Source organism: Streptomyces sp. NPDC050422 (assembly GCF_044458665.1).
GTDB lineage: Bacteria > Actinomycetota > Actinomycetes > Streptomycetales > Streptomycetaceae > Streptomyces.
Map to the genome: position 1 here is coordinate 157427 of NZ_JBITIE010000015.1, position 17449 is coordinate 174875.

Here is a 17449-nt window from a genome sequence, read left to right on the forward strand (position 1 = left end):
TGTTCGTGATCGATCTCAGGAAAAGTCGCAAAAGGGAGACCACGGGAATGGCGCAGCACGTACAAGGGGTCATCGCACCGGGGAAGAACGAGCCGGTACGGGTCGAGACGATCGTGATTCCGGACCCCGGCCCCGGTGAGGCCGTGGTGAAGATCCAGGCGTGCGGCGTCTGCCACACCGACCTGCACTACAAGCAGGGCGGCATCAACGACGAGTTCCCCTTCCTCCTCGGCCACGAGGCCGCGGGCGTCGTGGAGTCCGTGGGCGACGGCGTCACCGACGTCGCGCCGGGCGACTTCGTCGTCCTCAACTGGCGCGCCGTGTGCGGGCAGTGCCGCGCCTGTCTGCGCGGTCGCCCCTGGTACTGCTTCGACACGCACAACGCGAAGCAGAAGATGACCCTGCTGGACGGCACCGAGCTCTCCCCGGCCCTCGGCATCGGAGCCTTCGCCGAGAAGACCCTCGTCGCCGCCGGCCAGTGCACCAAGGTCGACCCCGAGGTCTCCCCGGCCGTCGCCGGGCTCCTCGGCTGCGGTGTGATGGCGGGCATCGGCGCCGCCATCAACACCGGCCAGGTCGGCCGCGGCGACTCGGTCGCGGTCATCGGCTGCGGCGGTGTCGGCGACGCGGCGATCGCGGGCGCCCGGCTGGCCGGCGCGGCAAAGATCATCGCGGTGGACATCGACGACCGCAAGCTGGAGACGGCGAAGACGATGGGTGCCACGCACACCGTCAACTCCCGCACCGGCGACCCGGTCGAGGCCATCCGTTCGCTGACCGGCGGCAACGGCGCCGACGTCGTCATCGAGGCGGTCGGCCGCCCGGAGACGTACAAGCAGGCCTTCTACGCCCGCGATCTCGCCGGCACCGTCGTCCTGGTCGGCGTCCCCACCCCGGAGATGCAGCTCGAACTCCCGCTCCTGGACGTCTTCGGCCGCGGCGGCTCGCTCAAGTCGTCCTGGTACGGCGACTGCCTGCCCTCGCGCGATTTCCCGATGCTGATCGACCTGCACCAGCAGGGCCGGATCGACCTCGGCGCTTTCGTCACCGAGACCATCGCCCTCGGCGACATCGAGCAGGCCTTCGCCCGGATGCACGACGGCGACGTCCTGCGCTCGGTGGTGGTCTTCTGATGACCGCCCGCATCGACCACCTCGTCACCTCCGGCACCTTCGCTCTCGACGGCGGTGAATGGGACGTCGACAACAACGTCTGGATCGTCGGCGACGACACCGAGGCCGTCGTCATCGACGCCGCCCATGACGCCGCCGCCATCGAGGCCGCACTCGGTGGACGCACGCTGCGCGCCATCATCTGCACCCACGCGCACAACGACCACATCGACGCGGCCCCAGCACTCGCCGACGCCACCGGCGCACCGATCCTGCTCCACCCCGACGACCTGCCACTGTGGAAGCAGACCCACCCGGACCGCGCCCCGGACGGCGAACTGACCGACGGCCAGGAACTGCCGATCGCCGGGACGACCCTGAAGGTCCTGCACACCCCCGGGCACGCCCCGGGCGCCGTCTGCCTGTACGCCCCCGAGCTGTCCACCGTCTTCACCGGTGACACGCTCTTCCAGGGCGGGCCCGGCGCCACCGGACGGTCGTTCTCCCACTTCCCGACGATCGTCGCCTCGATCCGGGACCGGCTGCTCGCCCTGGACCCGGCGACCGCCGTCCGCACCGGACACGGCGACTCCACGACCATTGGTACGGAGGCCCCGCACCTGGACGAGTGGATCACCCGCGGCCACTGAGGTCCCGACGGCCCTAGGGCGTGTTTCGAAAGTCCCGCCTGCCGGGCGGCGTCTGGCACTTCCCCGAGCTCTCGGCTTCGCTCGAGCAGGGGAGACCCCATTGCTCGCGGCGTTGCCGAAAAGTCCTGGTAGCTCCGCTACGAGGACTTCCCGGCGCCTTGCGATCGCACGCACCAGACGCCGCCCGGCCCGCCCTCCGGGCGGACGGCGCTACTTTCGAAACACGCCCTAGCCCTGCGGCCGCGCGGAGAGCCGCAGCCCGCTCTCGAAGCGGTGCGGCTCTCCCGTGACCGGGTCCGTGAACTCCAGGACCCTGGCCAGCAGTTGCAGCGGACGCGAGAAGTCGTCCGGCGCACCCTCCGCCTCGACCACGGGATAGACGGGGTCGTGGACGAGCGGCAGCCCGAGGCTGTTCATATGGACTCGCAACTGGTGCGTCCGCCCGGTGGCGGGCAGCAGCCGGTAGCGGCCGAGCCCGTCCCGGTGCTCCAGCAGCTCGATCCGGCTCTCGCTGTTCGGCTCGCCGGGCTCCTCGCGGGCGGCGATCACTCCGCGCTCCTTCACGATGCGGCTGCGCACGGTGCGGGGGAGTGCCGGCCCGGGGTCGTACGGCGCCACCGCCTCGTACTCCTTGCGCACGAGGCGGTCCCGGAACAGCGTCTGGTACGCGCCCCGTTCCTCCGGCCGCACCACGAAGAGGACGAGGCCCGCGGTCAGCCGGTCCAGCCGGTGGGCGGGCTGCAACAGGGGCAGTCGCAGCTCGCGGCGGAGCCGGGCCACCGCGGTCTCGGTGATGTGCCGGCCGCGCGGTGTCGTCGCCAGGAAGTGCGGCTTGTCCGCGATGACCAGGTGCGCGTCCCGGTACACCACACCGACCGGGAAGGGCACGGGCTCCTCCGGCGCGAAGTCCCGGTGGAACCAGACGTACCGGCCCGCCGCGTACGGCTCATGACCCGTCACCGCGCCCTGGACGGAGACGAACCGGCCCCCGGCGAGCATCGCGTCGACCTGCTCCGCCCCGATCGCGTCGGCGAACCGCGCCAGCAGGTGGTCACGGACCGTCGGCCACCGGCCGTCCGGGTCCTCCGGAAGCCGCACCCGCACCGGATCGACCCCGTCGCGCTGCGGCAGCGGCGAGGGCGGAGGCTTGGCGCGGCCCCTCATCGGGGCCCGCCGGACGCCCAGGTGCTGGTTCTCATGGTGCCCGGCATCCTTCCACAGCCACGGGGGCCACGCGGGCGGCTCATGCCTTCGGAAGCGTCACCTTCAGTGGCCCGCAGCCGATGCGTTCGGCCTCCGCCGCGGCGAAGTCCGGCAGCAGATCACTGGTGAGCGCGAACCGGGGCGGGACAGGTGTGGGGGATCAGGTGTGGGGGATCAGCCCAGCGCCGAGAAGAGATACGAGAACTCCGCCGGCGCCGCGTCCAGCCGGTGCTCCGGCAGCACGCCCGGCCCGCACGACTGCGAGCCGATGCCCTGCAACGCGTGGTCCAGGTTGACCCAGACACGGTCCCCGGCCACCAGATCCGGTACGTGCTCCGCCGCGTCCAACTGCTCGCTCGTCCAGCGCCGCGCGGTGAACCAGAACGGCGTGCCGCCCTCCGCCCGCAGCCCCGCGCCGCCGGAGTCCGTCAGCTCGACCCAGCGGACGTCGGCCCGGGCCCCGTTCTCCTGGGGCCTGACGTACGGGGTCTGGAGCGCGTCCACCGCGCTCTGCCACGTTCCGAGCATCGCGGCCGCCCGGGTGTCCGGGTACGCCTCACCCGGCCCGCCGCCGAACCACCGCGCACCGCCGTACGCCGCGGGCAGCCCGAACCGGATGCCGAGCCGGGGCAGCGGCACCCGCCAGTCGCCCTCCGGCGCCACGGACACCGTCAGCCCGATCCGGTCCCCGGCGGCCGTCCACCGGTACGTGGTCCGCAGCCCCAGGTCCCAGCCCGCCGGGGCCACCCGGGTCCGTACCGTCAGCGCGTCCCCGTCCGTCTCGACCGCGTCGACGCGGTGCCGCATCCGGTGCAGCCCCGACTCCCGCCAGCGCAGCCCGTACCGTTCGTCCGGCTGCCACGGCGCCCCGTTGTCGTTGTCGGTGGGCGCCCGCCACACGTCCAGCCGCAGCGCCTCCACCGGAACCCCGCCGATGCGCAGCGGAGCCCCGGTCGCCGCGTCGAAGACGCCCGGTCCGAGGGTGATCACGCCACCGGAGCGCACCGGCCGCCCACCGGCCGGTGGTGCCGGGGCGGCCGGCGCACCCGTCTCCACCTGCCCCCACGCCACCACGTGCCCGCGCTCGCCCCAGGCGCTGTCCTCGGCGAGCACGGCGCGTACCGTCCACAGGCCGTCGCCCGCCGCGTCCGGTACGACCTCGGCCGAGGCGCCGGGCGCGAGGTCCGGCACCCGCAGGGTGCCGGAGGCGACGACCGTTGCGTCCACCTCCTGCGACCAGACGAAGTCGAGGTGCTCCAGCCCGGCGAAGTCGTAGCCGTTGGTGACCGCGAACGCGCCGGACGAGGAGCCCGGTCCGATCCGCACCGGCTCGATGACCTTCTTGTACTCGACGAGTCCGGGGGAGGGCGTGCGGTCCGGGAAGAGGAGGCCGTCACAGACGAAGTTGCCGTCGTGCAGCTCCTCACCGAAGTCCCCGCCGTAGGCGAAGCCGTACTCGGGATGGGCGAAGCCGTGGTCGATCCACTCCCAGACGAAGCCGCCCTGGCACCGTTCGTACCGCTCGAAGAGCCGCTGGTACTCGCTCAGGCCGCCCGGCCCGTTGCCCATGGCGTGCCCGTACTCGCACATGATGAACGGCATCGCACGCCGCCGGGCGTCGAGTTCGGCGTTACCCCACGGCACCTCCGCCCGCTTGCCGATGAGTTCGACCTCGGCGTGCGTCGGATACATCCGTGAGTACAGGTCGACGTCCTTGCAGGAGAGATCGCCCTCGTAGTGCACCAGTCGCTCCGGGTCACGCCCTCTGATCCACTCGGCCATCGCGGCCAGGCCGCGGCCCGACCCGCACTCGTTGCCCAGCGACCAGATGATCACCGAGGCGTGGTTCTTGTCGCGCTCGACCATGCGGGCCGCCCGGTCCAGCAGTGCGGGGGTCCACCTCTCGTCGTCGACCGGGTTGCCGCGCCACTCCAGGTCGACAAAGCCATGTGTCTCCAGATCGCATTCGTCGATCACCCAGAGACCCAGCTCGTCGCACAGGTCGAGGAACGCGGGGTGCGGCGGATAGTGGCTGGTCCGCACGGCGTTGATGTTGTGCTGCTTCATCAGCACCACATCGCGCCGCATGGTCCGCGCGTCGACGGCCCGGCCCGTCTCCGGGTGGAACTCGTGCCGGTTCACCCCGCGGAACAGCAGTCGCCTGCCGTTGACCTTGATGACGCCGTCCTCGGCCACGACCGTACGGAAGCCGATCCGCAGGGGCGTCCGCTCGCCGGCCGTGACCAGCTCCGCGTCGTACAGCCGGGGCGTCTCGGCGGTCCACGGCTCGACCGGCAGGGTCACGGACTCGCCCGCGGCGATGTCGACACCCAGCTCGGGCACCAGGACCCGGCCCTGCGCGCCCTCGCACTCCACCCGCAGCGTCCCGGAGCCCGCCCGGTGGTCGAAGCCCGCGTGCACGAAGAAGTCCCGGGCGGCGCCCCGCGGGCGGTGCAGCAGGGTGACCTCGCGGAAGATGCCCGGCAGCCACCACTGGTCCTGGTCCTCCAGATAGCTCCCCGACGACCACGCGTGCACCCGTACGGCGAGGACGTTCTCGCCGGGGTTCAGCAGATCGCCCACGGCGAACTCGTGCGGCAGCCGGGACCCCTTGAACTCGCCCAGCTCCCGCCCGTTGAGCCAGACCCGGGCGCAGGACTCCACCCCGTCGAACCGGAGCACGAACTCGCCGTCCCGCGGCCGGTCCCCGGGCAGCGTGAACGTCCGCAGATGGTCACCCGTCGGGTTCTCGGACGGCACCCGCGGCGGATCGACGGGGAAGGGATAGACGACGTTCGTGTACGCGGGAGCGCCACCGGCACCCTGGAGCACCCAGTGACCGGGCACCGCGACCGTCCCCCACGCCGAGGCGTCGAACCCCGGCCGGGCGAAGGACTCGTCCTCGCTTCGGGCCCGGGGTGAGAGCCGGAAGGCCCACTCGCCGCTGAGGGACATCCGCCAGGCATCGGACGTCGCGTACCAGGCCCGGGGCGCGAGCCCGCCGGAACCGGGGCTCGGGTCCTCGTACCAGGACAGCGTGTCGGTGTCGGTGCGGCTCATGGTTCTCCTCGCTCGGAATCACCCTTCTCGGAGGGGACGTTAACGAGGAGTGAACCGTTTCAACAAGGGTGGGGGCGGGGATGGCGAAGCTCCCGCGGCGTCGCTCCCCGGGTTGCGGGGGGTGCCGATCCGCCGCCCGACTCGGAGCCCGTCGGGTCCCGCGCAACGCAAAGTGCCGATCAGGACTTCTCCTGATCGGCACTTCGTTCTGTGTCCGAGGGGGGACTTGAACCCCCACGCCCGATAAAGGGCACTAGCACCTCAAGCTAGCGCGTCTGCCATTCCGCCACCCGGACTAGGTGTCTGTCTCGCGGGCCCGGCCCGTTCCGACGTGGAAAACCATAGCAAACATTGGGAGGTGCTCGATCACCCCCGGTCGGGTGTGACGGGCGTGTGACGGGGGGTGGGCGGCCTTGGGCGGGCGGGCCGGGCGCGGGAGGATGAGGGGGAGCACCGCAGCGACAGTGGAAGGAACCAGCGTGAGCGAGACCAAAGCGGCCAGGACCGGCCCGGGCGAGAGCGCCGAGAACGAGGTGGTCGATCTCTGTCGTGACCTGATCCGGATCGACACCAGCAACTACGGGGACCACTCGGGGCCGGGCGAGCGGCTCGCCGCCGAGTACGTCGCAGAGAAGCTTGCGGAGGTCGGGCTCGAGCCGCAGATCTTCGAGTCCCACAAGGGCCGCGCCTCCACGGTGGCGCGCATCGAGGGCGAGGACCCGTCCAAGCCGGCGCTGCTGATCCACGGCCACACCGACGTCGTCCCGGCCAACGCCCACGACTGGACGCACCACCCCTTCTCGGGAGAGATCGCGGACGGCTGCGTGTGGGGCCGGGGCGCGGTCGACATGAAGGACATGGACGCGATGACCCTGGCGGTCGTTCGCGACCGCATGCGCAGCGGCCGCAAGCCCCCGCGCGACATCGTGCTCGCCTTCCTCGCGGACGAGGAGGCGGGCGGTACGTACGGCGCGCGGTACCTCGTGGACAAGCACCCCGACCTGTTCGAGGGCGTCACCGAGGCCATCGGGGAGGTCGGCGGCTTCTCCTTCACGGTCAACGAGAACCTGCGGCTCTACCTCGTCGAGACGGCGCAGAAGGGCATGCACTGGATGCGGCTGACCGTGGACGGCACCGCCGGCCACGGCTCGATGACCAATGACGACAACGCGATCACCGAGCTGTGCGAGGCGGTGGGGCGGCTCGGCCGGCACAACTGGCCGGTGCGGGTGACCAAGACGGTGCGCTCCTTCCTGGACGAGCTGTCCGACGCGCTCGGCACCCCGCTCGACCCGGAGGACATGGACGCCACGCTGGCCAAGCTGGGCGGCATCGCCAAGATGGTCGGCGCGACCCTGCGCAACTCCGCTGCCCCCACCATGCTCGGTGCGGGCTACAAGGTGAACGTGATCCCGGGGCAGGCGACCGCCCACGTCGACGGCCGCTTCCTGCCGGGGTACGAGCAGGAGTTCCTGGCCGACCTCGACCGGATCCTCGGCCCGCGCGTCAAGCGCGAGGACGTGCACGGCGACAAGGCGCTGGAGACCGACTTCGACGGCTCCCTCGTGGACGCGATGCAGATCGCGCTCAAGGCCGAGGACCCGATCGCGCGCGCGGTCCCGTACATGCTCTCCGGCGGTACGGACGCCAAGTCCTTCGACGACCTGGGCATCCGCTGCTTCGGCTTCGCCCCGCTGAAGCTCCCGCCCGAGCTGGACTTCGCCGGCATGTTCCACGGTGTGGACGAGCGGGTCCCGGTCGAGGGCCTGAAGTTCGGTGCGCGGGTACTCGACCGCTTCATCGACAACAGCTGACCGACATCTCGTCGCAATAATCGCCAGCGTGTACGTACCTAACCGGAACGAGTGAAAGGGATGGATCGCTCGTAGCCCGACTACTTCTTCCTCGTTACAGGTGATGCGGTCCGCGGCTGGGACCGCATTTGCCAACTAGGAGGAATAATGATCAAGAAGATCGTCGCCGCTGCGGCTGTCACCGGTGGTCTGGTTCTCGCGGGTGCCGGCATGGCCGTCGCCGACTCGGGCGCCCAGGGTGCCGCCATCGGCAGCCCCGGCGTGCTCTCGGGCAACGTCGTTCAGGTTCCCGTCCACGTTCCCGTGAACGTGTGCGGCAACACGATCTCCGTGATCGGGCTGCTGAACCCGGCCTTCGGCAACACCTGCGTCAACGCCTGACGTTGTGCGTCAACCCGTAAGGGTTTGAGCCCGCTCGGCCCCGGAGCGCACTCCATGTGCTCCGGGGCCGTCGGGTCCTTTGCCTCCGCACGGTCAAGTCCGGGGGTATTCCGGAAGGTAGAAGGCAGGAAACAACCTATGCGACAGGTCACGCGTAAAGGCCTGATCACCATGGCGGCTGCGGGCGGCGTCCTCGCGCTCAGTGGCGGTTACGCGCACGCCGACGCGGGAGCGGTCGGCGGCGCATCGAATTCCCCGGGGGTGCTTTCAGGGAATTCGGTACAGATCCCCGTCGAGGTGCCGGTCAACGTCTGCGGCAACTCCGTGAACGTCGTGGGACTGCTCAACCCCGCGGCCGGCAACGCCTGCGGGAACGGCTCGGGCGGTGCGGCCGCCGGCCATCACGGTTCGACCGCCGGGTCCTCGTCCTCGGGCAGCCACGCCTCGGACAACGGCCGGGCGTCGGACGACCGCGGTCAGGGGGTGCGGGCGGGCACCGGGAAGCACCGGGCCGTCGGCAGCGACAACGGGGGCGGGGCAACCGCCGAGGGGGTCGCGAAGGGCTCACCCGGCCTGCTCTCGGGCAACCAGATCCAGGTGCCGATCGACATCCCCGTGAACGCCTGCGGGAACAGCGTCACCATCGGTGGTCTGCTGAATCCCGCCCTGGGCAACACGTGCGAGAACGACAGCACGCCGCCGGTCGTCCCGGAGACCCCTGTCACCCACGTGACACCGCCGACGCCCGGGCCGCGCACCATCCCGAACGCGCCCGAGCCGCAGACCCTGCCGGCGAGCACGCCGCAGCTCGCGCACACCGGGGCGGGCGGGCTCGACCTGCTCATCCCGGCGAGCGCGGGACTGCTGCTGGCCGGTGCCGGCACGGTGCTGTACCGCCGCGCCAAGGCCGCCGCCTGACGGCAGCAGGCAGCACGGCGAAGGGAACGGGCCCCGCGAACAGCGGGGCCCGTTCCGTTTCACCAGGTGGCCCGTAGCTGGCGGATGATCCGCCGCCGCAGCCGCACCCGGCGACTGCCGTCCAGGCGCAGCGTCAACCGGTCCAACTCCCAGTGCCCGTACTCGGCATGGTCGGTCAACAGGCGGGCCGTCTCCTTCCGGGACACCCCGCGCGGCACGTACACGTCGACAAATTCGTATTCCGGCATCGCATCTATTGTGCGGGCAGAGCCCGTGTACGGATAGCGTCTGCCCTATGTCTGATGCTGCGCAGCCCACTGCTGCCGAGGTACGCGCCGCCGCCGATGCGGTCAAGGCCGCGATCGACCACCACCTCGCGGCGGTCGAACGCCGGTCCGGGGACGACGACCCCGCTGTCTACGACGCGTTCAACGCACTGGCCGCTGCGGCCGAGGTCTACGACGAACTCCTCTACGACCGCCATGACGAGGTCACCCCCTTCGAGATCCCGGGGGTGGAGGACTCCCTGCCGCCGTACACCGGCCCGGAGGAGCCGAACGCGCTCAGTGTGCTGATCCGCCGCGACTACGCGGTGGTGGAGCCGCAGCGGCTCCTCGCACAGGCGCAGCGCCTCGCCGACGTGGACCCCGACGACCGCGGCAGGGACAGCGCGGCCGTGGTCGGCAGCAGCGTCCACGCGGCCCTGGGGGTGCTCTTCGGGGAGTACGAGGCGGACGAGATCGCCTCCCGGCACACGGAGTTCGGTCTGGAGGAGGGCGATTCCACGCTCTGGGTCGCGGCCGTGGACGAGCTGCCGGAGCCGGGGGAGTGGCTCGGGGCCCCGTTCGACGACGCGGACCCGCAGCTGGTCGTCTGCCGCTTCGATGTCAGCGCCGTCTTCGACGAGGACGACCTCGACGAGGAGCTGGACGGTCTGACGAGGGACCGGACCTGATCCCTCCCTCCCGCGTCTGACGGAGCCGTACCGAAGGGCCGGACGCGACGCGTCCGGCCCTTCGGTAATCAGCCGTCGGACGCCTCCAGCAGTGTGCGCAGCCGGGTGGTGCGGTCCTGGGCGGGGGACTGGGCCACGGCGCGGGGCAGGGCCTGGTCGACCCCGTGCACCACGGACAGATGCCGTTCGCCCCGGCTGAACGCGGTGTAGACCCAGGGGCGGCTCAGCCCCTGAGCCGCGTCACCGGGCAGGACGACGACGACCGCGGGCCACCGCATCCCCGCCGCCTGGTGGGCGCTCAGTGCCCAGGCGTGCCGGACGGAGGCCGCCACCCGCTCCTGCGGAACGACGACGGGGCTCCCCGCACAGTCCAGATGCAGGCCCTCGGCGTCGGCCGAGACGACCACGCCGGGCACGGTCCTGCCCGGCGCGGGGACGTGGGCCACCCTGTCCCCCGGGTCGAAGCCGCCGAAGCGGCCGGGGCCCGGGTTGAGCCGCTGCTTGAGCGCCTCGTTCAACGCCCGGGTGCCCGCCGAGCCGCCGTGGCCGACGGTGATGACCTGGGTGTCCGAGGACGGCACCCCGATGGCGCGCGGTACGGAGTCGGCGACCAGCTGCACCGTGCGGTGCACGGCCTCGCCCGCGTCGCGCACGGGGACGATCACGACCTCCTTGCCGGGCGCCTCCACCTGGTTCAGCTCCCCGATGCCGATCCCGGAGACCAGCTCGCCGATCGGGCCCGGGTCCGGGGTGCGGGAGACGACCTGGGGGCAGGCGCGGGCGGCCAGCACATCGGCGAACACCCGCCCCGCACCGGCCGACGCCAGCACGCCCGGATCGCCGCTGAGCACCAGGCGGGTGCCGTCGGCGAGGGACTCCACCAGCATCGCGCCGGTCTCCACGTCCAGCTGCGGGGCGTCCAGCACGACGAGCAGGTCGAGGGCCAGCGCCCCCTCCGCGTCCCGCCCGGGGCCCTCCGTGCCGGAGAGCAGCCCGGCGAGCGTGACGGCCGGCAGCGGCCGGCCGCGGCTGCCCGCCGCCCCGGCCAGCCGCTCCCGGCCGTCCACGCTGTGCGTGGCACCGAGGGCCCGCAGGCCGAGTCCGTCGGCGGCGGCGATCAGCGCCGCGGGTTCGGCCCTCGCCGCCTCGCCTCCCGTGTGCGCGACGAGGCCGTGGGCCGCTGCCGCGCGGATCAGTTCGGCTGCCGAGGGAGAGAGGGCGGCAGCGGCGGCGTCCGACCAGTCGGCGTCCTTCTCGCAGGCGTTGACCAGCCGCGCGAGTCCGTCGGCGAGGCTCTCCTCCGCCAGCGCGTACCGGTCGAGCCCGAGGAACACCTGAACGGGCTCCGCCCCGGCCGTCGGCTCCGAACCCTCGTCGCCCGCGTCGCCCGCGTCGCCTGCCTCGCCTGCCTCGTCGGTCTCCTCGCCCTCCGGACCGTCCTGGAAGACCAGGACGACGCCCTCGGCGATGGCGTGCTGCACCGCCGCGTCGGGGTCGGTCACCGCCCGCCCGGCGAGTGCGGCGCGCACCTGCTCGGCGTCCAGCGCGGTGTGGCCCTGCAGCGCGGCGCGCTCCAGCAGCCAGCCCACCAGGGCAGCGGTCCGCCGCTCGTCGTCGGGTCCGCATTCGGCGCCCAGCAGCGCCCGGGCGAAGCCGTCGGCCTGCTCCGGGCCGACACCGGGCAGGGACAACAGCTGCCACGGGTCCTCCCGCAGGGCCTCGTCGGCCTGTGCGCCCAGGGTGGCGGCCGCGGGGCCCGCGAGGGCCGGTGGAGCCCCTCCCTCGGTCAGCACGGCCGCCACGGCGGCCACGGCCTCCGGCGAAGCGCCCCGGGACGCGTGGACGGGCTCGGGAGTCCGCTCGCGCACCGGCGCCGGCGCGGGGACGCTCCGGCGGGCCGGGGACGGGGCGGGGGAGTCGAAGAACGCCGCGCCGGGCTTCTCGCCGCTCTCCACGGCCCGCACGGCCGCCAGCAGGTCGGCCGCCGGGCCGCTCAGCTTCGTACCGGCGGCGATGGGGCCCTCCTTCTCGGCCTTGCGCTTCTCGATCCGCTCCAGCAGCTCGCGCTGGGCGGCCAGTTCCGCCTCGGCCTCGGAGGGCGCCGCGGCAGTGGCGGCGTCACCCTCGGCGCTCCCGTCCGCGTCCGCGACGGCGTCCGTGGAGGCCTCGTCCGCCTTCCCGGGGCCGTCGGCCGCCGCCTCGTCCGAGCCGTCGTCGCCGGCCCCCGTGACGGCCTCCTCGGCGGGTGTGGGCGCGGTGGCGGGCTCGTCCGTGACGACCTCGTCGTCGGTGGCCGAGGGGCCGGGGGATTCCCCCCGGGGAAGCGCAGTCACAGCGTGCTCCAGTCCTGGTCGGGATAGCGGTGCACGGGCGCCGACACATCGTCGAGCGCCTGGCAGATCTCGTCAGGAAGACTAAGCGCCTCCACTGACAATGCCTCCGTGAGCTGCCGCGCGTTGCGCGCGCCGACGATCGGGGCCACCACTCCGGGCCGGTCCCGTACCCACGCCAGGGCCACCTGGAGGGCCGTGGTGGCCAGTCCGTCGGCCGCCGTCGCCACGGCGTGCACGATGCGGCTCGCCGGGTCGTCGAGATACGGCTCGACGAAGGGGGCCAGCAGCTCGGAGGCGCCGCGCGAGTCCGCCGGGGTCCCCGTGCGGTACTTGCCGGTCAGTACGCCCCGGCCGAGCGGCGAGGACGGCAGCAGCCCCACACCGAGGTCGAGCGCGGCCGGCAGCACCTCGCGCTCCACGCCCCGTTGCAGCAGCGAGTACTCCATCTGCGTACTGGCCAGCCGGGTCCGCACGCCGGGCGAGGCGAGCTGCCAGGTCGCGGCCTTCGCCAGCTGCCAGCCGCAGAAGTTGGACACGCCCGCATACCGGGCGCGTCCGCTCGACACCGCGATGTCCAGTGCCTGGAGCGTCTCGTCCAGCGGGGTCATGGGGTCGAAGGCGTGGACCTGCCACAGATCCACGTAGTCCGTACCGAGCCGTGCCAGCGAGGCGTCCAGGGCGGCCAGCAGGTGCCCGCGCGAGCCGTTGAACCTGCGGTACGGGTCGGCCACGCTGCCGGCCTTGGTCGCGATGACCAGGTCCTGCCGCGGCACCAGGCCCGCGACGAGCTGCCCGAGCAGATACTCGGCCTCCCCGCCGCCGTACACGTCCGCCGTGTCGACCAGGGTGCCGCCCACCTCCCAGAAGGCCTTCAGCTGCTCGGCAGCGTCGTGCTCGTCGGTGTCCCGGCCCCAGGTGAGGGTGCCGAGCCCGATCCGGGACACTCGAAGGCCGGTGCGGCCGAGATGCCTCTGCTCCATGGGCGCTGAGATTACTGGCCAGAGCTCCACGCGTCGCAGCCCTGTGGACAACCGGGGCCCGGGCGGCCCCTGCCGAATCGCCCCGCCGCGCGCTAGAGTCCGGAGCAAAGGGACGTTACTGATCAGTAAGGGGAGCGGCTATGCGGCTCGGCATCAATCTCGGTTACTGGGGTGCGGGAATGGACGGCGACAACCTCGCCGTCGCGCAGGAGGCCGACCGGCTCGGCTACGACGTCTGCTGGGCGGCCGAGGCGTACGGCTCCGACGCGCCGACCGTCCTGTCCTGGGTCGCCGCGCAGACCGAGTCCATCGACGTCGGCTCCGCGATCATGCAGATCCCGGCCCGCCAGCCCGCCATGACGGCCATGACGGCGGCCACCCTCGACTCCCTCTCCGGCGGCCGCTTCCGTCTCGGTCTCGGGGTGTCCGGGCCGCAGGTCTCCGAGGGCTGGTACGGCGTCAAGTTCGACAAGCCGCTCGCCCGCACCCGCGAGTACGTGGAGATCGTCCGCAAGGCGATGGCCCGTGAACGCCTCTCGTACGAGGGGCAGCACTGGACGCTCCCGCTGCCCGGCGGTCCGGGCAAGCCGATCAAGCTGACCGTCCACCCGCAGCGCGAGCACATCCCGCTGTACATCGCCGCGATCGGGCCCAAGAACCTGGAGCAGACCGGCGAGATCGCCGACGGCGCCCTGCTGATCTTCCCGTCCGCCGACCACCTCGAGGACACCGCGATGAAGTACCTGCGGGCGGGGCGCGAGAAGGCCGGCAGGACGATGGACGGCTTCGACGTCTGCCCGACGCTGCCGCTCGCCGTGGGCGACGACATCAAGGGTCTGGCCGACATGTTCCGGCCGTACACCGCGCTGTACGTCGGCGGCATGGGCAGCCCCAAGCAGAACTTCTACAACCAGCTCGCCCAGCGCATGGGGTACGAGAAGGAAGCCGCCGAGATCCAGGAGAAGTACCTGTCCGGCGACAAGGCCGGAGCGGCCGCCGCCGTTCCGCACCAGCTGATCGACCAGACCACGCTCCTGGGATCGGTGGAGCGGATCGCCGACCGGATGCAGGCCTACGCGGCCGCGGGCGTCACGACCCTGACCCTGGCCCCCGCGGGCTTCACGCTCGACGAGCGGATCGCCGCGCTGCGGGCCGGCACGGACGCGCTGGAGCGGTCCGGGCTCGCGTAGGTCCTGTACGGAGTTCCCCGGACAGCACTACGGCCGTGGTGGGGGCTCGGGGATCCTCCCCGCCACGGCCGTCACGAGGAACAACGCGGGCGGGACGGTTGGGTTACGGGGCCGTGCGGAAACGGTTCGCCTGGGGTGGGGCCGCTAAGAGGCGGTCCCCCGTTCGGCCCAGTCGGGGAGCGCTCCTGTTGCCCGTCGGAGCCGGGCGCATTTGACTGTCGCTCGGCGGACGCCGGCACGGAGGTGGCAGTGATGCTCTCGGCAAAGAACCTGTTCCAGGAGATTCTCGACGACGACGACGCGTTCCGGCTGTTCTGCTCCATCGCCGCCGGCGGGGAGTCCCAGGGCGGCTGGGAGAACGGCCGCATCGCGGCCCTCGTGCCCGCGAGCCAGCGCGCGCTCGCCCCGAAGATCGCCCGGCACGGCGCCGACGAGGACAAGCACGGGCGGATCTTCAACGCCCTGCTGAGGAAGCGCGGTCTGACGGCCGTCCCGGTCCCGCACGAGACCGACTACACGATGCTCCTGGAGAAGCACGGCATCGGCCTCGCCCATGAACAGCTGGGAGGCGAGGAGCCCCTCACCGAGCGCGACATCATCACCTACCTCGCTCACAGTCGGGTGACCGAACAGCGCGCGTCCGAGCAGATGCGGCTGCTGCGCAGGTACTTCGCCGACCATCCCGACCTGGGCCGCGCCGTCAGGATGATCTCGAACGACGAGGACAACCACCTCGCGTACTGCCACGAGGAGCTCCTGCGCTTCGCGGCGGCCGGGCACGGCCGGGCGATCCAGCACATCCTGCGTGAGTGCGCCCTCGCCGAGATCCGGGTGTACCGCGACGTCAGCCTGGCCGTGATGGACCACATGGGCCGCGCGCTGGGCTGGTCCCGGGCCAAGGCCGCGGTACTGGCGGCGGGGATCCACGCCGTGTACACGTACGAGCGGGTCCTCGGCTGGCGGCGCATGGTCAGCCTGGCGCCTCCCGAGCGGCGCGACGCGCTGGGCGGGCCGGCCGTACCGGCCGCCGAGTTCGCCTGAGCGGGCGGGGCCGGCCCCGCCCGGACGTCAGAGCCAGCCGCGGCGCTTGAACTGCCGGTACAGGCCGACGACGGCGCCCGCCATCAGCAGCACGACCGCCGGGTACGCCCAGACCCACCGCAGCTCAGGCATGTGCTCGAAGTTCATGCCGTAGATCCCCGCCACCATGGTCGGCACGGCGGCCATCGCCGCCCAGGCCGAGATCTTGCGCATGTCGTCGTTCTGCCGCACCCCCATCTGCGCGAGATGCGCGGACAGGATGTCGGAGAGCAGCCGGTCCAGCCCCTCCACCTGCTCGTTGGCGCGCGTCAGGTGGTCCTGGACGTCCCGGAAGAACGGCTGCGAGTGCTCGTGGACGAACGGCACCCCGGCGCTCGCCAGCCGGGCCATGGGCGTGGCCAGCGGGACCGTCGCCCTGCGGAACTCCAGCACCTGGCGCTTGAAGGTGTAGATGCGGGCCGCGGTGTTCTTCGAGTCGCCGGTTCCGCTCGGGGCGAAGACCTGCGTCTCCAGCTCCTCCAGGTCGACCTGGAGCTCGCCCGCGACATCGATGTAGTGGTCCACGACCGCGTCGCTGATCGCGTACAGCACCGCCGTCGGTCCGTGCTTGAGCACATCGGCCTCGGCCTCCAGCCGGCGGCGGACCGCGGCCAGGGGCGCTCCCTCTCCGTGCCGGACCGTCACCACGAACGAGTCGCCTATGAACACCATCAGTTCGTCCGCGCTGACCATGTCGCTCTCGTGCTCGTACACGATCGGTTTGATCACCGCGAACAGCGAGTCGTCATACACCTCCAGCTTCGGCCGCTGGTGCGCGGACAGGGCGTCCTCCACCGCCAGCGGGTGCAGCCCGAACTCGCTGCTGACCAGCTCGAACTCCTTCTCCGTGGGCTCGTGCAGGCCGATCCACAGGAACGCGTCGCCGCTGGCCCGCGCCTCGTCCAGGGCATCGGAGAAATCGGCGGGGCCGTCGGTGCGGCGTCCGTCCCGGTAAATGGCGCAGTCCACGATCACGCGCAGCATTGTTCCCTGCTCCGGCCCCTGGCGCACCTTTGCGGGGGCGTCGGCCTACGCTGGCCCGTATGCCGACCCTGATCCTCGTACGCCACGGACGCTCCACCGCCAACACGTCCGGGGTGCTCGCCGGCCGCACCCCCGGTGTCGCACTCGACGAGCGCGGCACCGAGCAGGCCGCCGCCCTCCCCGGACGGCTGGCCGCCCTGCCACTGGCCGCCGTTGTCAGCAGCCCCCTGCAACGCTGCCGGGAGACACTCGGCCCGCTGCTCGACGCCCGGCCGGAGCTGGCGCTGCACACCGAGGAGCGGATCAGCGAGTGCGACTACGGCGACTGGTCGGGACGCAAGCTCGCGGAACTCACCGACGAGCCGCTGATGACGGTCGTGCAGCAGCACCCGTCCGCCGCGGCGTTCCCGGGCGGCGAGTCGATGCGCGCGATGCAGGCACGCGCCGTCGACGCGGTACGGGACTGGAACGCGAGGATCGAGGCGGAGCACGGCGAGAACGCCGTCTATCTGATGTGCTCCCACGGCGACATCATCAAGTCCCTCGTCGCCGACGCTCTCGGGATGCACCTGGACCTCTTCCAGCGCGTCCATGCCGACCCGTGTTCCGTCACAGCGATCCGCTACACCAGGCTCCGACCGTTCCTGCTGCGGCTCGGTGACACGGGCGATCTGGCCTCGCTGGCGCCCCGCGAACCGGCCCCGGACGCGAGCGCCGGGACGGGTGCGGAGGGCGGCGGCGAGGGGGACGCGGCGGTCGGGGGCGGCGCTGGGGCGCCGTGATCGCTTC

General features: G+C 72.2%; 15 protein-coding genes and 1 tRNA gene. 9 read left to right on the forward strand and 7 right to left on the reverse strand.

Going from position 1 to position 17449, the window contains the following annotated elements; genetic code table 11:
* The first annotated feature begins 47 nt into the window (after nt 1-47).
* Together ACIBJG_RS24440 and ACIBJG_RS24445 are read left to right on the forward strand one after the other, a co-directional pair.
* Complete coding sequence (locus tag ACIBJG_RS24440; RefSeq protein WP_399310382.1) at nt 48-1133, forward strand: S-(hydroxymethyl)mycothiol dehydrogenase; 1086 nt, start codon at nt 48-50, stop codon at nt 1131-1133.
* Nucleotides 1133-1762, forward strand: coding sequence for an MBL fold metallo-hydrolase (locus tag ACIBJG_RS24445; RefSeq protein ID WP_399310384.1), 630 nt, complete (start codon nt 1133-1135; stop codon nt 1760-1762). Before ACIBJG_RS24440 ends, ACIBJG_RS24445 begins: the two co-directional genes overlap by 1 nt.
* A gap of 228 nt (nt 1763-1990) precedes the next feature.
* Here the strand turns inward: ACIBJG_RS24445 and ACIBJG_RS24450 are convergent, their stop codons facing one another.
* The 3 genes from ACIBJG_RS24450 to ACIBJG_RS24460 all read right to left on the reverse strand — a co-directional run bounded on the left by ACIBJG_RS24450 (nt 1991) and on the right by ACIBJG_RS24460 (nt 6321).
* Nucleotides 1991-2926, reverse strand: a complete 936-nt coding sequence (locus tag ACIBJG_RS24450) for a pseudouridine synthase (protein ID WP_399310386.1) — start codon at nt 2924-2926, stop codon at nt 1991-1993.
* Nucleotides 2927-3139: 213 nt separating this feature from the next.
* Nucleotides 3140-6025, reverse strand: a complete 2886-nt coding sequence (locus ACIBJG_RS24455; RefSeq protein ID WP_399310388.1) for a glycoside hydrolase family 2 TIM barrel-domain containing protein — start codon at nt 6023-6025, stop codon at nt 3140-3142.
* Nucleotides 6026-6236: 211 nt separating this feature from the next.
* Nucleotides 6237-6321 (reverse strand) — tRNA-Leu (locus ACIBJG_RS24460).
* Between the two features lie 183 nt (nt 6322-6504).
* Between ACIBJG_RS24460 and ACIBJG_RS24465 the strand changes: the two genes are divergently transcribed.
* From ACIBJG_RS24465 to ACIBJG_RS24475, 3 genes are all read left to right on the forward strand, one after another.
* Nucleotides 6505-7839: a M20/M25/M40 family metallo-hydrolase gene (locus ACIBJG_RS24465; RefSeq protein WP_399310390.1), complete on the forward strand. Its 1335-nt coding sequence runs from the start codon at nt 6505-6507 to the stop codon at nt 7837-7839.
* Nucleotides 7840-7986: 147 nt separating this feature from the next.
* Nucleotides 7987-8220, forward strand: a complete 234-nt coding sequence (gene chpH, locus ACIBJG_RS24470) for a chaplin ChpH (protein ID WP_123528131.1) — start codon at nt 7987-7989, stop codon at nt 8218-8220.
* 138 nt (nt 8221-8358) lie between these two features.
* The gene (locus ACIBJG_RS24475) at nt 8359-9138 is read left to right on the forward strand and encodes a chaplin (RefSeq protein ID WP_399310392.1); all 780 of its coding nucleotides are present in this window, start codon (nt 8359-8361) and stop codon (nt 9136-9138) included.
* A gap of 59 nt (nt 9139-9197) precedes the next feature.
* Here the strand turns inward: ACIBJG_RS24475 and ACIBJG_RS24480 are convergent, their stop codons facing one another.
* A complete protein-coding gene (locus ACIBJG_RS24480; RefSeq protein WP_136328229.1) occupies nt 9198-9386 on the reverse strand; it encodes a DUF5703 family protein in 189 nt (62 codons plus the stop codon).
* A gap of 47 nt (nt 9387-9433) precedes the next feature.
* Between ACIBJG_RS24480 and ACIBJG_RS24485 the strand changes: the two genes are divergently transcribed.
* Nucleotides 9434-10093 (forward strand): hypothetical protein, encoded by a 660-nt coding sequence (locus ACIBJG_RS24485; protein WP_399310393.1) that lies wholly within the window; start codon nt 9434-9436, stop codon nt 10091-10093.
* 68 nt (nt 10094-10161) lie between these two features.
* On the opposite strand, the gene ACIBJG_RS24490 is transcribed toward ACIBJG_RS24485, so the two are convergent.
* Nucleotides 10162-12426, reverse strand: coding sequence for a helix-hairpin-helix domain-containing protein (locus ACIBJG_RS24490; protein WP_399310395.1), 2265 nt, complete (start codon nt 12424-12426; stop codon nt 10162-10164).
* Nucleotides 12423-13406, reverse strand: a complete 984-nt coding sequence (locus ACIBJG_RS24495; protein ID WP_399310397.1) for an aldo/keto reductase — start codon at nt 13404-13406, stop codon at nt 12423-12425. The genes ACIBJG_RS24490 and ACIBJG_RS24495 overlap by 4 nt, the downstream gene beginning before the upstream one ends.
* A gap of 140 nt (nt 13407-13546) precedes the next feature.
* Here ACIBJG_RS24495 and ACIBJG_RS24500 point away from each other — a divergent pair, with 140 nt between their 5' ends.
* Both ACIBJG_RS24500 and ACIBJG_RS24505 read left to right on the forward strand, forming a co-directional pair.
* On the forward strand, nt 13547-14596 hold the full coding sequence (locus ACIBJG_RS24500) for an LLM class F420-dependent oxidoreductase (protein ID WP_393056184.1): 1050 nt from the start codon (nt 13547-13549) through the stop codon (nt 14594-14596).
* Nucleotides 14597-14848: 252 nt separating this feature from the next.
* Nucleotides 14849-15637: a ferritin-like domain-containing protein gene (locus tag ACIBJG_RS24505; protein WP_399310499.1), complete on the forward strand. Its 789-nt coding sequence runs from the start codon at nt 14849-14851 to the stop codon at nt 15635-15637.
* A 27-nt stretch (nt 15638-15664) separates the two neighbouring features.
* On the opposite strand, the gene corA is transcribed toward ACIBJG_RS24505, so the two are convergent.
* The gene (corA, locus tag ACIBJG_RS24510; RefSeq protein WP_399310399.1) at nt 15665-16660 is read right to left on the reverse strand and encodes a magnesium/cobalt transporter CorA; all 996 of its coding nucleotides are present in this window, start codon (nt 16658-16660) and stop codon (nt 15665-15667) included.
* A 59-nt stretch (nt 16661-16719) separates the two neighbouring features.
* Between corA and ACIBJG_RS24515 the strand changes: the two genes are divergently transcribed.
* Complete coding sequence (locus ACIBJG_RS24515) at nt 16720-17442, forward strand: histidine phosphatase family protein (RefSeq protein WP_399310401.1); 723 nt, start codon at nt 16720-16722, stop codon at nt 17440-17442.
* The last annotated feature ends 7 nt before the right edge of the window (nt 17443-17449 follow it).

Coding starts and splice junctions, on each gene's coding strand:
- ACIBJG_RS24455 (WP_399310388.1), bottom strand. CDS start 6,025: ATGAGCCGCACCGACACCGACACGCTGTCCTGGTACGAGGACCCGAGC.
- ACIBJG_RS24495 (WP_399310397.1), bottom strand. CDS start 13,406: ATGGAGCAGAGGCATCTCGGCCGCACCGGCCTTCGAGTGTCCCGGATC.
- ACIBJG_RS24475 (WP_399310392.1), top strand. CDS start 8,359: ATGCGACAGGTCACGCGTAAAGGCCTGATCACCATGGCGGCTGCGGGC.
- corA (WP_399310399.1), bottom strand. CDS start 16,660: ATGCTGCGCGTGATCGTGGACTGCGCCATTTACCGGGACGGACGCCGC.
- ACIBJG_RS24500 (WP_393056184.1), top strand. CDS start 13,547: ATGCGGCTCGGCATCAATCTCGGTTACTGGGGTGCGGGAATGGACGGC.
- ACIBJG_RS24450 (WP_399310386.1), bottom strand. CDS start 2,926: ATGAGGGGCCGCGCCAAGCCTCCGCCCTCGCCGCTGCCGCAGCGCGAC.
- ACIBJG_RS24445 (WP_399310384.1), top strand. CDS start 1,133: ATGACCGCCCGCATCGACCACCTCGTCACCTCCGGCACCTTCGCTCTC.
- ACIBJG_RS24440 (WP_399310382.1), top strand. CDS start 48: ATGGCGCAGCACGTACAAGGGGTCATCGCACCGGGGAAGAACGAGCCG.
- ACIBJG_RS24485 (WP_399310393.1), top strand. CDS start 9,434: ATGTCTGATGCTGCGCAGCCCACTGCTGCCGAGGTACGCGCCGCCGCC.
- ACIBJG_RS24480 (WP_136328229.1), bottom strand. CDS start 9,386: ATGCCGGAATACGAATTTGTCGACGTGTACGTGCCGCGCGGGGTGTCC.
- ACIBJG_RS24515 (WP_399310401.1), top strand. CDS start 16,720: ATGCCGACCCTGATCCTCGTACGCCACGGACGCTCCACCGCCAACACG.
- ACIBJG_RS24505 (WP_399310499.1), top strand. CDS start 14,849: ATGCTCTCGGCAAAGAACCTGTTCCAGGAGATTCTCGACGACGACGAC.
- chpH (WP_123528131.1), top strand. CDS start 7,987: ATGATCAAGAAGATCGTCGCCGCTGCGGCTGTCACCGGTGGTCTGGTT.